Genomic DNA, 14,940 nt, shown 5'->3' with positions numbered 1-14,940 from the left:
CGCTTCGGCGGGCTTTTTTGTGGGCGCTGGAAATGGGTTGAGCTGCAGGATGCTCGTGCCGTCATCCCGTTTTCTCTACCGCTATCCGCCATCACCCCGTAGAATGCGCTCCTTTTTTCTTCCGGGGCGGCTTTCAGCAATGAGCTCACACGAACACAGCCCAGGCGCAGGGGCGCCTGCCAATGAACTGGTGCTTGGTCTGGAGGACAAGCCACGGCTGTTGATCGGCCTGCTGGCAGCCCTGCAGCACCTGCTGGCGATCATCGTGCCGATCGTCACCCCTGGCCTGCTGATCTGCCAGGCGTTGGGTGTATCTGCACGTGATACCAATTTGATCGTTTCGATGTCGCTGGTGATCTCGGGTATCGCCACCTTCGTCCAGTGCAAACGCTTCGGCCCATTTGGCGCGGGGCTGCTGATCGTTCAGGGCACCAGCTTCAACTTCGTCGGCCCGCTGATTGCCGGCGGTGCGCTGATGGTCAAGCAAGGCACGCCGGTTGAAGGCGTAATGGCAGCCATTTTTGGCGTAGTAATCGCGGGCTCGTTCGTCGAGATGGGCGTGTCGCGCATCCTGCCCTTCGTCAAACGCCTGATCACCCCGCTGGTGACTGGCATCGTGGTGTTGATGATCGGCCTGACGCTGATCAAGGTCGGCCTGATCAGCATGGGCGGTGGCTTTGGTGCCATGGCCAATGGCACCTTTGCCAATGGCGAAAACCTGCTGATGTCGGGCGTGGTACTGGCGATCATCGTCGTTCTCAACCGTATCCCGGTGGTGTGGATGCGCAGCTGCGCCATCGTCATCGCCCTGGCGGTCGGCTATGCGCTGGCCGGATACCTGGGCCGCCTGGACTTTACCGGCATGCACGAGGCCGCGCTGTTCCAGGTGCCGACACCGCTGCACTTTGGCCTGGGCTTCTCGTGGGCGCTGTTCATTCCGATGCTGGTGATCTACCTGGTCACTTCGCTGGAAGCCATCGGTGACGTTACCGCCACCAGCAAGGTGTCGCGCCAGCCGGTCGAAGGGCCGATGTGGATGCAGCGGATCAAGGGGGGCGTGCTGGTCAACGGCGCCAACTCGCTGCTGGCCGGTCTGTTCAACACCTTCCCTAGCTCGATTTTTGCCCAGAACAACGGGGTGATTCAGCTGACCGGTATTGCCAGCCGTCATATCGGTATGTGGATTGCCGTGATGCTGGTGTTGCTGGGTCTGTTCCCGAGTGTTGCCGGGGTGATTCAGGCCGTGCCGGAGCCGGTGCTGGGCGGCGCGGCGATGGTCATGTTTGGTGCGGTTGCGGCGTCGGGGATCAATATTCTGGCCAGCACCCGGCTGGACCGTCGGGCGCTGCTGATTATTGCCGTGTCGTTGGCACTGGGCCTGGGTGTGGCGCAGGTGCCAGAGTTCCTGGCGCACATGCCGGCGGCGATTCGCAATGTGCTGGAGTCGGGTGTGGCTACCGGGGGGATTTGTGCGCTGGTGCTGAACTGGTTCTTGCCGGAGGGCAAGGAGCAGGCTTGAACCTTGAGACTGAATGAGAGTAGCCCGCGCCCGCTTGCACAAGCGGGCGCGGGCTTTTTTGCTTTATCATGGCACCATTCCTTTGCATGAGTTAGCCATGAAATTCGCTATCGCGGTGTTCTCCCCGGCCCATGCGCCCTCTTCGCGACGCGCCCTGCGCTTCGCCGAGGCGGTGCTGGCCGGCGGGCATGAGATTGCCCGACTGTTCTTCTATCAGGACGGGGTGCACAGTGCCTCGGCCAACGTCGTCGCCCCTCAGGACGAACTGGACGTGGCTGGCCAGTGGCGCACCTTCATACAGACCCATCAGCTGGACGCCGTGGTGTGTATCGCCGCCGCCCTGCGCCGTGGCGTACTCGACGAAGCCGAGGCCAACCGCTACCAGCGACCGGCCGTGAACCTGCCCAAGCCCTGGGAACTGTCGGGGCTGGGCCAACTGCACGAGGCCGCGCAAGTGGCTGACCGCCTTGTCTGCTTCGGAGGCGACTGATATGGCCAAGTCCTTGTTGATCATCAGCCGTCAGGCACCGTGGAATGGCCCCTCTGCCCGCGAGGCGCTGGACATCGCCCTGGCCGGCGGCGCGTTCGACCTGCCGTTGGGCATGCTGTTCCTCGACGATGGTGTGTTCCAGCTCGCGCCGGACCAGCAACCCGCCGCCGTGCAACAGAAGAACCTGGCCGCCAACCTGCAGGCGTTGCCGATGTTCGGTGTCGAAGAACTGTTCGCCTGCAACCACAGCCTGGCCCGCCGTGGCCTGGCAGCCGAAACCCTGGCGCTGCCGGTGCAAGTGCTCGATGACGCAGCGCTGACCGCCCTGATAGCCCGTTTCGACCAGGTGATAACGCTCTGATGAAGACCCTGCATGTAATTGCCCATTCCCCGTTTGGCGACGAGCGCCTGGCCAGTTGCCTGCGCCTGCTCGGTGCCGAAGATGCCCTGCTGCTGTGCGGCGATGCCGTGTATGCCCTGCGCAGCGGCAGCGAGCCGCATGGCCATCTGCAAGCCGCCGGCCTGGCCCAGCGCCTGTTCGCCCTGGACGAGGATGTACAGGCCCGCGCGGTCGGCAACGACCTGGCAAAGGCCGTGGACTACGCCGGGTTCGTCGAACTGTCGCTGCAATACGACAAGGTCAACAGCTGGCTATGAATACGCTCACCGTTGGCGATCAGGTGATCGCCCTGGACAAGGATGGCTTCCTGGTCGATCTGCAAGATTGGTCTCACGACGCCGCCGAGGCTTTGGCCAAGCGCGAGGGTATCCCGTTGACGGCGGACCACTGGGAAATCCTCGAACTGCTCCGTCAGTTCTACCAGGAATACCAGCTGTCTCCGGCCACCCGCCCGCTGATCAAGTACACGGCCCTCAAGCTGGGCCCTGAAAAGGGCAACAGCCCGCACCTTAACCGCCTGTTCAACGGCACCCCCGCCAAACTTGCCGCCAAGCTGGCGGGCCTGCCCAAGCCGACCAACTGCATATGACCGAACCTCGTCCGCTCACTCTGGAAACCCCCGCCGAACACCCGTTCGCCGAATTCGTGCGCATTCTCGGCAAAGGCAAGCGCGGCGCGCGTGGCCTGACCCGCGAGGAGGCCCGTGCAGCCATGACCTTGCTGCTGGAAGGCAAGGTCGAAGACACCCAGCTCGGTGCCTTCCTCATGCTGCTGCGGCACAAGGAAGAAAGCGCCGAAGAGCTGGCCGGCTTCACCGAGGCCTTGCGCGCCCACCTGCAGGCGCCACGCATCGCCGTTGACCTGGACTGGCCCACGTACGCCGGCAAGAAGCGTCACCTGCCCTGGTACCTGCTGGCCGCCAAGTGCCTGGCCAACAATGGCGTGCGCATTCTGATGCACGGCGGCGGCGCACACACTGCCGGGCGTATGTATACAGAGCAACTCCTCGACCTGCTGCAGATTCCGCTGTGCCGCGACTGGGCCGCCGTCGGCAACGCGCTGGACCAGCACCAGCTGGCATTCTTCCCGCTGCACGACTGGGCGCCGCAGCTGCAACGCATGATCGACCTGCGCAATACCCTGGGCCTGCGCTCGCCCATCCACTCGCTGGCTCGGGTGCTCAACCCGCTGGGCGCTCGCTGTGGATTGCAGAGCATCTTTCACCCCGGTTACCAGGCAGTGCACCGCGAGGCCAGCCGATTGCTGGGCGACCATGCCGTGGTGATCAAGGGTGATGGTGGCGAAATCGAGGTCAATCCCGATGTCATCAGCCATCTCTACGGCACCACGGCGGGTGAGGCGTGGGATGAAGAGTGGCCAGCGCTGAGCGAACGACGCCATGTCAAGCCGCCCAGCCTGCAGGCAGAGCACTTGCTGGCGTTCTGGCGTGGCGAAGTGGAAGACAGTTATGGCGAGAAGGCCCTGATTGCGACCATGGCGCTGGCCCTGCGTGGTTTGGGACAGCACCGCGAGCAGGCGTTCGTCACAGCGCAAGGCTACTGGGACACTCGAAATAGATCGATTTAGCCGATAATAGAACCCCGATCTTTGCGCTATTTCTTCGAACGATTTGGCCTAGACTGGGCTCCAACGACAAACAACTTTGTTTCAGGAGCTCACAATGGGCCTATTGATCGACGGCCGCTGGCACGACCAGTGGTATGAAAACGGCAAGGACGGCACGTTCAAGCGGGAGAATGCCCAGCGCCGTAATCAGCTGCCCGCCCCCGAGGCCGGCCGCTACCACCTGTATGTGTCGCTGGCCTGCCCATGGGCCCACCGCACCCTGATCTTTCGCGCGCTGAAAGGCCTGGAGCCGTTGATCGACGTGTCAGTGGTCAGCTGGCTGATGCAGGACCATGGCTGGACCTTCGATCAGCAGCAAGGCTCCAGTGGGGACCACCTCGACGCCCTGCAGTACCTGCACCAGCGCTACACTCAGGATGACCCGCATTACACAGGGCGCGTGACGGTGCCTGTACTGTGGGACAAGAAAGAGAAGCGCATCGTCAACAATGAGTCGGCAGAAATCATCCGCATATTCAACAGCGCGTTCAACGAGCTGACCGGCAATACCCTGGACCTTTACCCCGCATCGCTGCGCCCGACCATCGAAGCACTGAACGAGCGCATCTACCCGGCGGTGAACAACGGTGTGTACCGCGCAGGCTTTGCTACCACGCAAGACGCTTACGAGGCTGCCTTTGAGGATGTGTTCAACGAGCTGGATTACCTGGAGGCCTTGCTAGGCCGCAATCGCTACCTGGCGGGCGAGTACCTGACCGAGGCTGATGTACGCCTGTTCACTACACTGGTGCGCTTCGATGCCGTGTACCACGGGCACTTCAAGTGCAACCTGCGCCGCCTGAGCGACTACCACAACCTGTCGAACTGGCTGCGTGAGCTGTACCAGTGGCCTGGGGTGGCGGGTACGGTGAACATGGAGCATATCCAGAAGCACTATTACATGAGCCACAAGACCATCAACCCGAACGGGATCGTGCCTAAAGGGCCTTTGCAGGACTTTGGCTTGCCGCATGATCGAGAGCGGTTGGCGGGCAAAGGGATTTGGCAGGCTTGAGAAAGCCGGGGCTGCTTTGCAGCCCATCGCAACACAAGGCCGCTCTTACAAGGACCTTGCAATGCCTGGGGCATATGCGATGGGCCGCAAAGCGGCCCCAACGATTTCAGCTGTTCTGCGAACCTTCGAACCAGGCCAGCTTGTCACGCAACTGCACCACTTCCCCCACAATCACCAGGGTCGGCGCATGCACCTCATGCTGGGCCACCAGGTCTGGCAAGTCCGCCAAGGTGCCGGTGAACACGCGCTGATTACGCGTGGTCCCCTGCTGCACCAACGCCGCCGGGGTACTCGCGGCGCGCCCGTGGCGAATCAGCTCGGCACAGATGGTCGGCAAGCCCACCAAGCCCATGTAGAACACCAAGGTCTGCGCCGGCGCCACCAGGTCATTCCAAGGCAGGTTGCTGGTGCCGTCCTTGAGGTGCCCGGTGACGAAGCGCACCGACTGGGCATAGTCGCGGTGAGTCAGCGGAATGCCGCCATACGCGGAGCAGCCGCTGGCCGCCGTAATGCCTGGCACCACCTGGAACGGAATGCCATGCTCGGCCAGCTCTTCGATCTCTTCGCCGCCCCGGCCGAAGATGAACGGGTCGCCACCCTTCAGGCGCAGCACCCGCTTGCCCTGCCGAGCCAGATCGACCAACAGGCGGTTGATCTGGTCCTGCGGCACTGAATGATCAGCGCGGCGCTTGCCTACATAGATGCGCTCGGCATCACGACGACACATATCGATGATGGCGGGTGCGACCAGGCGGTCGTACAGCACCACGTCGGCCTGCTGCATCAGGCGCAAGGCACGGAAGGTCAGCAAGTCCGGATCACCCGGGCCTGCACCAACCAAGTACACCTCACCACCCTGCTGCACCGGTGCGCCGTCCACCATCGCCTGCAACAGACGTTCGGCTTCAGCCCCCTGCCCGGCCAGCTGACGCTCGGCGATCGGCCCCTGGAACACGGTTTCCCAAAAGCCGCGACGCTGGTTGACGTCCGGGTACAGGGATTTGACCTTGTGCCGGAAGCGTGCAGCCAGCCCGGCCAGCTCACCATAGGCCGAAGGGATCCACGCCTCGAGCTTGGCTCGAATCAGGCGTGCCAGTACCGGGGCGTCACCGCCGCTGGAAACAGCGATTACCAGCGGCGAACGGTCCACGATCGCCGGGAAGATCACCGTACACAGGGCCGGCGCATCCACCACATTGACCGGCAGGCTAAGGGCCTGCGCATCGGCCGACACCTGGGCATTCAGCCCAGGGTCGTCAGTCGCCGCGATCACCAGCCGGCAACCGACCAGGTCGGCTGCCTGATAGCCACGCACCAGCACCTCACCGCCACCTTCCCGGGCCAACGCGGCCAACTGGCCGTCGACGTCCGGCGCCACCACGCGCAGCACGCCGCCGGCATCGGCCAGCAGGCGCGCCTTGCGCAAGGCGATCTCACCGCCACCGACGACCAGCACGCGGCCGCCCTGCAGCTTGTGGAACAGCGGCAGGTAATCCATTTAGCGGATGACCTCGACGCCGCCCATGTAAGGCTTCAGCACTTCCGGCACTAGGATCGAACCGTCGGCCTGCTGGTAGTTTTCCAGCACAGCAACCAGGGTACGGCCTACGGCCAGACCGGAGCCGTTGAGCGTGTGCACCAGCTCTGGCTTGCCGGTTTCCGGGTTGCGCCAGCGAGCCTGCATGCGGCGCGCCTGGAAGTCACCACAGTTGGAGCACGAGCTGATTTCGCGGTACTTGTCCTGGCTCGGCACCCACACTTCCAGATCGTAGGTTTTCACCGCACCAAAGCCCATGTCGCCAGTGCACAGGGCCAGCACGCGGTATGGCAGCTCCAGCAGCTGCAGCACGCGCTCGGCATTGGCAGTCAGGCCTTCCAGGGCTTCCATCGACTTGGACGGCTCTACCACCTGCACCATCTCGACTTTGTCGAATTGGTGCTGGCGGATCATGCCGCGGGTGTCACGGCCAGAAGCGCCGGCTTCGCTGCGGAAGCAAGGGGTGTGGGCAACCAGTTTGAGCGGCAGCTGCTTGGCGTCGAGGATTTCACCCGCCACCAGGTTGGTCAGCGACACTTCGGCGGTCGGGATCAGGTAGAAGTCAGCCTCGCCTTCGCGGGTGATCTTGAACAGGTCTTCCTCGAACTTCGGCAACTGGCCAGTGCCCTGCAGCGCGGGCGCCTGCACCATGTACGGGGTGTAGTGTTCCTCGTAGCCATGTTCGCCGGTGTGCAGGTTGATCATGAACTGCGCCAGGGCGCGGTGCAGACGGGCAACCGGACCACGCAGCACAGCAAAACGGGCACCGGACAGCTTGGCAGCCGCTTCGAAGTCCAGGCCACCGCTGATTTCACCGAGGGCCACATGGTCCTTGATTTCGAAGTCGAACGCCTTCGGCGTGCCCCAACGGCGCACTTCGACGTTGTCGTCTTCACTGGCGCCGACCGGCACGCTGGCGTCCGGCAGGTTGGGAATGGTCAGCAGGATGCCATCCAGCTCGGCCTGAATGGCGTCCAGCTCAGCCTTGCCGGCAGCCAGTTCGTTGGCCATGCGCTCGACGTCAGCCATCAGCGGGGCGATGTCTTCGCCCTTGGCCTTGGCCTGGCCGATGGACTTGGAACGGGCGTTACGCTCAGCCTGCAGTTGTTCGGTGCGGGTCTGCACCGCCTTGCGGCGCTCTTCCAGTGATTCGATGCGCGCGACATCCAGGCTGAAGCCACGGGAGGCCAGGCGGTCCGCCACTTCCTGAAGTTGGCCGCGTAACAGTTTGGAATCGAGCATATCGTTCTCTCGTTATATGTAGGTGTTGGTTCAGAATCGGGTCAGGGACAGGCCAGCCCAGGTTGCGAGCAGCCCGCCCACCACGCTGATACTGGTATAGCCCAAGGCAAGGGGCACTTGCCCGCTTTCCATCAGGCGCACGGTATCGAGCGAGAAGGAGGAAAAGGTCGTCAGGCCACCGAGAAAGCCGACAATCAGGCCGGCGCGCAATTCGACCGGCGCCAGCGGCTTGTGCAAGAACAAGCCATAGAGCAAGCCGATCAGCAGGCAGCCAACCAGGTTGACCGCCAGCGTACCGGCATAGAAGTGCCGTGGCCAGTGAGCCGCCACCCAGTTGGTGGTAGCAAAGCGCAACAAGGTACCAGCAATACCACCGGCGCTGACCGCGGCGATGAGTGCAATCATGGTTTTCTCCGCTGGCGGGGGCTGTTGCGGTCGAGGTCAGCCAGGTGGCGCAGCTTCTCGCCAATTTTCAGTTCCAGGCCACGGGGCACCGGCTGATAGTACTGGCGCGGCTCCAGTTCGTCGGGGAAGTAATCCTCACCGGCGGCGTAGGCGTCGGGTTCATCATGGGCATAACGGTACTCGTCGCCATAGCCCAACTGCTTCATCAGCTTGGTCGGGGCATTGCGCAGGTGCAACGGCACCTCCAGCGAACCGTGCTCGGCCGCTTCACGCAGGGCGGTCTTGAAACCCACGTACACCGCGTTGCTCTTGGGTGCGCAGGCCAGGTAGGTGATGGCCTGGGCCACCGCCAACTCGCCCTCGGGGCTGCCAAGGCGCTCCTGCACATCCCAGGCAGCCAGGCACAGGCTAAGCGCACGCGGGTCGGCATTGCCGATGTCCTCGCTGGCCATGCGCACCACGCGGCGGGCGATGTACAGCGGGTCACAGCCGCCGTCGAGCATCCGTGCAAACCAGTACAGGGCGCCATCGGGATTGGAGCCACGCACCGACTTGTGCAGCGCGGATATCTGGTCGTAGAACGCCTCGCCGCCTTTGTCGAAGCGGCGGCGACTGTCACCCAGCAGGCTCTGTAGCATCTCGACGTCGATCTCGCTGCCGTCTTCAGCCAGGTCCGAGGCGTTCTCGAGGAAGTTGAGCATGCGCCGGCCATCGCCGTCGGCTGCGGCCATCAGCATCTTGAAGGCGTCGTCGCCCACCCGCAGGTTGCGCTTGCCCAGGCCACGCTCTTCCGTCAGCGCACGGTTGACCAGCTTGCGCAGGGCGGCTTCGTCCAGGCTCTTGAGCACATACACCCGCGCCCGTGACAGCAGCGCGTTGTTCAGCTCGAACGACGGGTTTTCGGTGGTGGCACCGATGAACAGCAGGGTGCCGTCCTCGACATAGGGCAAAAAGGCGTCCTGCTGCGACTTGTTGAAGCGGTGCACCTCGTCAACGAACAGGATGGTGCGACGGCCATATTGGCCAGCCTGCTGTTTGGCCACCTCCACGGCCTGGCGGATCTCTTTCACCCCGGCCAGCACCGCCGACACCGTTTCGAAGTGCGCATCGCAGAACTGCGCCAGCAACCGCGCCAGCGTGGTCTTGCCGACCCCGGGCGGCCCCCAGAAGATCATCGAGTGCAGCGCACCTTGTTCCAGCGCTTCGCGCAGCGGTTTACCGCGCGCCAGCAGGTGCTCCTGGCCGACGTACTCATCCAGGCTGGACGGGCGCAGACGGGCGGCCAGGGGCTGGGCGACGGGTTCGCTTCGAAACAGGTCCATGGCGAGCTCTGGTTACTCCTTGATCACGTCCGCGCCCTTGGGGATGTCGAACTTGAACTTGCTGTCCGGCACCGCCTGGTTGGCCTTGACGCCATTGAACAGGATGTTGGTGCGCTGGCCGACGCTGTCGATCAGCTGCATGTCATTGATCAGGCCTTTGCGGAACGACACGCGCAGCGAGTCGAACAGGGTGTCCTTGGTCTTTGGCTTGAGGGTGAAGTCCATTACTTCGCCCTGCTCCTTGGACGCAATATCAAAGCTCTGGCTGATCTTCGACACGTCACCGGACAGCAACAAGGCCGGGGTCTGGTTCAGGCGCACGTCGAGCTTCTTGATGGTGGCCTGTTCCAGGTCCGGGTCCCACAGGGTGACGTTCTTGCCGTCCGACACCACCACCTGCTCCTGCGGTGCATCGGTGTGCCAGTAGAACAGGCCCGGGCGCTTGACCGTCATCTTGCCCGAGGTTTCCTGCAGGCTGGTGCCATCGGCGCCCAGGGTCAGCTGGGAGAAGTTGGCCTCGATGGTCTGCGACTTTTCCAGCAACTGGGTCAGGCGTTGTACGTCTTGCTCACCGGCATAAGCAGTAACCGAGCCCAGGGTCAGGGCAGAAACCAACAGCATGCGAATCGCGCGCATGGGAATCCTCATTGAGCGTTGAAAAGGCCTGGCGCCACCGTTGGCGCCAGGCAGGGTGTTCATCAGTCGCGCGGGCCGCCCGGGGCTATCACTTCCCGCGAGCCGTTGCTGTTCATCGGGGTGACAACGCCGGCCATCTCCATCGACTCGATCATGCGCGCGGCACGGTTGTAGCCGATCTTCAGCTTGCGTTGCACGGCAGAAATGGAGGCGCGACGGCTCTCGAGCACGAATTGCACCGCCTCATCATACAGGGCGTCGGTTTCGGCATCGTCACCCTCGCCACCGCCGCCGCCGCCGTCAAAGCCGCTACCGGCCTCTTCGACGCCGTTGAGGATGTCGTCGTTGTAGTCCGGGGCGCCACGCAGCTTCCACGCCTCGACCGTGCGGTGCACTTCGTCGTCGGACACGAATGCGCCGTGCACCCGGATCGGCAGACTGGTGCCCGGCGGCATGTACAGCATGTCGCCATGGCCCAGCAGCTGTTCGGCACCGCCCTGGTCGATGATGGTACGCGAGTCGATCTTGCTCGACACCTGGAACGCCATACGAGTCGGGATGTTGGCCTTGATCAGGCCGGTGATCACGTCCACCGACGGGCGCTGGGTGGCGAGGATCAGGTGAATACCGGCCGCCCGTGCCTTCTGCGCGATACGGGCGATCAGCTCTTCGACCTTCTTGCCGACGATCATCATCATGTCGGCGAATTCGTCCACCACCACCACGATGGTCGGCAGGGTTTTCAGCGCAGGCGGCTCATCGTCCATGCTCTCACGGCGATACAGCGGGTCATGGATAACTTCGCCGGCTTCCTGGGCGTCCTTGATCTTGCGGTTGAAACCAGCCAGGTTACGCACGCCCATGGCCGCCATCAGTTTGTAGCGCCGCTCCATTTCGGCCACGCTCCAGCGCAGGGCATTGGCGGCGTCCTTCATGTCGGTGACCACCGGGCACAGCAGGTGCGGGATGCCTTCGTAGATCGACAGTTCAAGCATTTTCGGGTCGATCATGATCAGCCGCGCGTCTTCCGGGCTGGACTTGAACAGGATCGACAAAATCATCGCGTTCACACCCACCGACTTACCGGAGCCGGTAGTACCGGCCACCAACAGGTGCGGCATCTTGGCCAGGTCGGTGATCACCGGCTTGCCGCCAATGTCGTGGCCCAGCGCCAGCGTGACGGGCGATTTCTGCTCGTCGTACTGCGGCGTGGCCAGCACTTCGGAGAAGCGCACCATCTGGCGGTTTTCGTTGGGTATCTCGATACCTACCGTGGTCTTGCCAGGGATGACCTCGACCACTCGCACACTGGTCACGGCCAGCGAACGCGCCAGGTCCTTGGCCAGGTTGGCGATGCGGCTGACCTTCACGCCAGCGGCCGGCTGGATTTCGTAACGGGTAATCACCGGGCCGGGGTGGATCGAATCCACCGCCACTTCCACACCGAACTCCTTGAGCTTGATTTCCAGCAGCTGGCCGACGCCGGCCAAGGATTCTGGCGAATACTCGATCTTCTTCTGTTCGGCCGGGTCGAGGATGGAAATCGAGGGCAAGGTGCCTTCCACGGCGCTGTCGACGAACAGCGGCGCCTGCTTTTCCTTCATCGCCCGCTTGCTCGGCTCCGGCGCTCTGCTGGCGGCGGACGGCGGCACAATGGTGGGCGCTGCGTGCTGCTGGCGGGGCACCACGGTTTCACGCGGCGCCAATGCCTCAGGCGCCGTTTCACGTGGCGGCACAATCGGTTCGCGCGCAAGGGTTGGCTCACGTGGCTCGACCGGCTGAGCGGGTGGCTCTTCACGCTTGAGGATGCGCTCGCGCAGTGACGGCTTGGCCGGCTCGCGCTTCTCGGCAGCCATCGGCGCGGCCTTGAACACCGGTTCGTCCTCGCGCAGCTGTGCCTCAAGGCGCTTGCGCTCGTTGCGCGCTTCCCACCAGCGGGTGGCAGCCCCTTGCACCAGTTCGAACAGGTCGAGGGTGATCTTGCCGGTCAGGTCCATCACCTTGAACCACGACAGGTCGGTGAAGACGGTCAGGCCGAACAGGAACAGGGCAATGAACATCAGCGTGCTGCCCTGCACGTTCAGCAGGTTGCGCGCCAGGTCGCCCAGGCTTTCGCCCAGTGCTCCACCGGCGGAGAACGGCAGGCTGGCGGGCGGGTGGAAGTGGATATGCGCCAGTGCCGCCCCCGACAGCACCAGGAACACCAGGCCAATCAGCCGCCAGGAGAACAGCCAGCCGCTCCAGTCCCACGGCTGGTGGCGTTCGCGGAAAATCTGCCAGGTTTTGACCGCCAGCAGCAGCGGGAAAATATAGGCGAAGTAACCCAGCACCATGAACAGGATGTCGGCGAAATAGGCACCGGCACGCCCGGCCGCATTCTGCACCTGGTCGACGTTGCTGGTGTGGCTGAAGCCCGGGTCCGACGTATCGTAGGTCAGCAGCGCCATCCACAGGTACAGGCACAGAGCGCCGACAGCGATCAACGCACCTTCCTTGAGGCGATAATGCAGCTGCTGCCGCCACAGTGGCACAGGCAATGGAGCTGGAGTTGCGGTGGATTTCTTCAAAACGCGTCTATTCCTGCGCGTGGTGCGCGTCCAATAGTGATCGGCCGCTGCGCGACCAACGAACCACTACTTTTAACATTACTGCCCGCCAGCCGCCATGGCGGCACGCCGTATGGGGGTTTGGCCGGGGGCGAATTCATATAGCTGCAATTTGAGCATGCATTTTCTTTCGTGACAAAGGCTTATGCTGTGTTTTTGCACAGGTGTGACAGCAAATGTAGCGGATGGTGCCTGCGGTTTGATGAATGTGTAGGAAATTGCCCTGAATTGCCGCAAAACTGCCTCACTTCCCTGTAGGGGTAGCCTTGTGCAGGTTACCGCGCTGGCTTTGAAACCCCCAAAGAGATTGACCCCGCTTTTCACCCAAGCCATGCTGCCCTCTCCCCTCCCCCACCGCACGATAGACCATGCTCACCTGGCTGACCCGCGACTCGCTGACCTTCCCGCCCCTGGAAAAGGCGCTGCACGACCCCAACGGCCTACTGGCCGCCGGCGGCGACCTGAGCCCCGAGCGCCTGGTGCAGGCGTATCGCCATGGCTGCTTTCCGTGGTACCAGGACGGCCAACCGATCCTGTGGTGGTCACCCGACCCGCGCACGGTGTTGTTGCCTGACCAGTTGCATGTGTCACGCTCGCTGGCCAAGCTGATGCGCCAAGGCCGCTACCAGGTCAGCTTCGACACCGACTTCCCGGCCGTGATCGCCGCCTGCGCCGCGCCTCGCGACTACGCTGACGGCACCTGGATCACCGACACCATGCGCAACGCCTACTGCGAACTGCACCGCCGTGGCATCGCCCATTCGGTCGAAGTTCGCCAGGACGGCGAACTGGTCGGGGGCCTGTACGGTCTGGCCATGGGCCAGCTGTTCTTTGGCGAATCGATGTTCAGCCGCGCCGACAACGCCTCCAAGGTCGGTTTCGTGACCTTGGTCAACCACCTGCGAGACGCCGGCTTCGTGCTTATCGACTGCCAGATGCCGACCAACCACCTGCACAGCCTGGGCGCCCACGCCATCAGCCGTGCCGAGTTCGCCAGCTACCTGGCACGCCACCTTGACCAGCCCAACAGCGCTTCATGGGTTGCCTAGGCGAGTTCCCGTAGCTGGCTTACACTTAAAAAAAAGTCTCACCGAAGGGGTTGATCATGACAGAGTTGGCGCGGTTGAAGTTCTATGCCACTCAGCCCCACTCCTGCAGCTACCTGCCGGAGGAGCAGGCGACCACGCTGTTCCTCGACCCCAGCCAGCCGATGGACGTGCACGTGTACGCCGATTTGTCGGAAATGGGCTTTCGCCGCAGTGGCGACCACCTGTACCGCCCACACTGCCAGAACTGCAACGCCTGCGTGCCGGCGCGCATCCCGGCGGCGCGCTTCATCCCCAACCGCCAGCAGCGTCGCATACTCAAACGTAACGCCGACCTGACCGTAACCGCAGCGCGCCCGGCGTTCAAGGAAGAGTACTTCGAGCTGTACCGGCGCTATATCGAAACGCGCCACGCCGATGGCGACATGTACCCGCCCAGCCGCGATCAGTTTTCCACCTTCCTGGTACGCGACCTGCCGTTCTGCTGGTTCTACGAGTTTCGCCTGGAAGGCCGGTTGATGGCGGTGGCAGTGTGCGACCTGCTGCCCAATGGCCTGTCGGCGGTGTACACCTTCTACGAACCGGACGAGGAGCGCCGCAGCCTTGGCCGTTTCGCCATTCTCTGGCAGATCACCGAAGCGCTGCGCCAGAACCTGGAGGCGGTTTACCTGGGCTACTGGATCAAGAACTGCAAGAAGATGAACTACAAGACGCAGTACCGACCTATCGAGCTGCTGATAAACCAGCGCTGGGTCACCCTCAACTGAAAGCATTGGCTTGACACGCAGTTTTCCGGCATAATCCACGCCACTTTTTTGCCCGGTGCGGATATGCGTCGGGCTAACATTGGATCCGAGGGCTCAACTGCATGTCGAAAGAAGACAGCTTCGAAATGGAAGGTACTGTCGTCGACACCCTGCCCAACACCATGTTCCGCGTGGAGTTGGAAAACGGGCACGTCGTAACCGCGCACATCTCCGGAAAGATGCGCAAGAACTACATCCGCATTCTCACTGGCGACAAGGTCCGCGTCGAACTGACGCCGTACGACCTGAGCAAGGGCCGCATCACCTACCGTGCGCGCTAAGCTCAAGCC

16 protein-coding genes are annotated in these 14,940 nt (G+C 63.0%); 10 read left to right on the top strand and 6 right to left on the bottom strand.

Translation table 11 applies throughout. The features are described 5' to 3' along the window. Window positions 1-139: 139 nt before the first annotated feature. The 7 genes from LU682_RS10080 (at window position 140) to LU682_RS10050 (ending at window position 5,050) form a co-directional block, all read left to right on the top strand. Window positions 140-1,519 (top strand): nucleobase:cation symporter-2 family protein, encoded by a 1,380-nt coding sequence (locus LU682_RS10080; RefSeq protein WP_010954802.1) that lies wholly within the window; start codon window positions 140-142, stop codon window positions 1,517-1,519. A gap of 97 nt (window positions 1,520-1,616) precedes the next feature. Then, entirely contained in the window at window positions 1,617-2,009 is a 393-nt protein-coding gene (tusD, locus tag LU682_RS10075; RefSeq protein ID WP_003251188.1) for a sulfurtransferase complex subunit TusD, read from the top strand. Window position 2,010: 1 nt separating this feature from the next. Then, a complete protein-coding gene (gene tusC, locus LU682_RS10070; RefSeq protein WP_010954803.1) occupies window positions 2,011-2,370 on the top strand; it encodes a sulfurtransferase complex subunit TusC in 360 nt (119 codons plus the stop codon). Then, on the top strand, window positions 2,370-2,666 hold the full coding sequence (tusB, locus tag LU682_RS10065; protein WP_003251193.1) for a sulfurtransferase complex subunit TusB: 297 nt from the start codon (window positions 2,370-2,372) through the stop codon (window positions 2,664-2,666). Before tusC ends, tusB begins: the two co-directional genes overlap by 1 nt. Beyond that, entirely contained in the window at window positions 2,663-2,998 is a 336-nt protein-coding gene (locus LU682_RS10060) for a TusE/DsrC/DsvC family sulfur relay protein (protein WP_010954804.1), read from the top strand. The genes tusB and LU682_RS10060 overlap by 4 nt, the downstream gene beginning before the upstream one ends. Further along, complete coding sequence (locus LU682_RS10055; RefSeq protein ID WP_010954805.1) at window positions 2,995-3,996, top strand: glycosyl transferase family protein; 1,002 nt, start codon at window positions 2,995-2,997, stop codon at window positions 3,994-3,996. Before LU682_RS10060 ends, LU682_RS10055 begins: the two co-directional genes overlap by 4 nt. Window positions 3,997-4,090: 94 nt before the next feature. Continuing rightward, window positions 4,091-5,050: a glutathione S-transferase family protein gene (locus LU682_RS10050; RefSeq protein WP_049587789.1), complete on the top strand. Its 960-nt coding sequence runs from the start codon at window positions 4,091-4,093 to the stop codon at window positions 5,048-5,050. Between the two features lie 106 nt (window positions 5,051-5,156). Here LU682_RS10050 and cysG read toward each other — a convergent pair whose 3' ends face one another. From cysG to LU682_RS10020, 6 genes are all read right to left on the bottom strand, one after another. Next, entirely contained in the window at window positions 5,157-6,548 is a 1,392-nt protein-coding gene (gene cysG, locus LU682_RS10045; RefSeq protein WP_010954807.1) for a siroheme synthase CysG, read from the bottom strand. Beyond that, a complete protein-coding gene (serS, locus tag LU682_RS10040) occupies window positions 6,549-7,829 on the bottom strand; it encodes a serine--tRNA ligase (protein WP_010954808.1) in 1,281 nt (426 codons plus the stop codon). A gap of 30 nt (window positions 7,830-7,859) precedes the next feature. Beyond that, entirely contained in the window at window positions 7,860-8,234 is a 375-nt protein-coding gene (gene crcB / locus LU682_RS10035) for a fluoride efflux transporter CrcB (RefSeq protein WP_003251205.1), read from the bottom strand. Beyond that, a complete protein-coding gene (locus tag LU682_RS10030) occupies window positions 8,231-9,556 on the bottom strand; it encodes a replication-associated recombination protein A (RefSeq protein ID WP_010954809.1) in 1,326 nt (441 codons plus the stop codon). Before LU682_RS10030 ends, crcB begins: the two co-directional genes overlap by 4 nt. Window positions 9,557-9,568: 12 nt before the next feature. Next, window positions 9,569-10,192 (bottom strand): outer membrane lipoprotein periplasmic chaperone LolA, encoded by a 624-nt coding sequence (lolA, locus tag LU682_RS10025; protein WP_003251209.1) that lies wholly within the window; start codon window positions 10,190-10,192, stop codon window positions 9,569-9,571. 62 nt (window positions 10,193-10,254) lie between these two features. Next, window positions 10,255-12,759, bottom strand: coding sequence for a DNA translocase FtsK (locus LU682_RS10020; RefSeq protein WP_010954811.1), 2,505 nt, complete (start codon window positions 12,757-12,759; stop codon window positions 10,255-10,257). A gap of 407 nt (window positions 12,760-13,166) precedes the next feature. Between LU682_RS10020 and aat the strand changes: the two genes are divergently transcribed. The 3 genes from aat (at window position 13,167) to infA (ending at window position 14,931) form a co-directional block, all read left to right on the top strand. Next, entirely contained in the window at window positions 13,167-13,847 is a 681-nt protein-coding gene (aat, locus tag LU682_RS10015) for a leucyl/phenylalanyl-tRNA--protein transferase (RefSeq protein ID WP_003251213.1), read from the top strand. Between the two features lie 56 nt (window positions 13,848-13,903). Continuing rightward, a complete protein-coding gene (locus LU682_RS10010; RefSeq protein WP_003251215.1) occupies window positions 13,904-14,611 on the top strand; it encodes an arginyltransferase in 708 nt (235 codons plus the stop codon). A 101-nt stretch (window positions 14,612-14,712) separates the two neighbouring features. Then, the gene (infA, locus tag LU682_RS10005) at window positions 14,713-14,931 is read left to right on the top strand and encodes a translation initiation factor IF-1 (RefSeq protein ID WP_002553999.1); all 219 of its coding nucleotides are present in this window, start codon (window positions 14,713-14,715) and stop codon (window positions 14,929-14,931) included. Window positions 14,932-14,940: the final 9 nt, after the last annotated feature.

It is taken from the genome of Pseudomonas alloputida (assembly GCF_021283545.2).
Taxonomy (GTDB): Bacteria; Pseudomonadota; Gammaproteobacteria; order Pseudomonadales; family Pseudomonadaceae; genus Aquipseudomonas; species Aquipseudomonas alloputida.
This window is presented reverse-complemented; position numbering and strand designations above follow the sequence as displayed.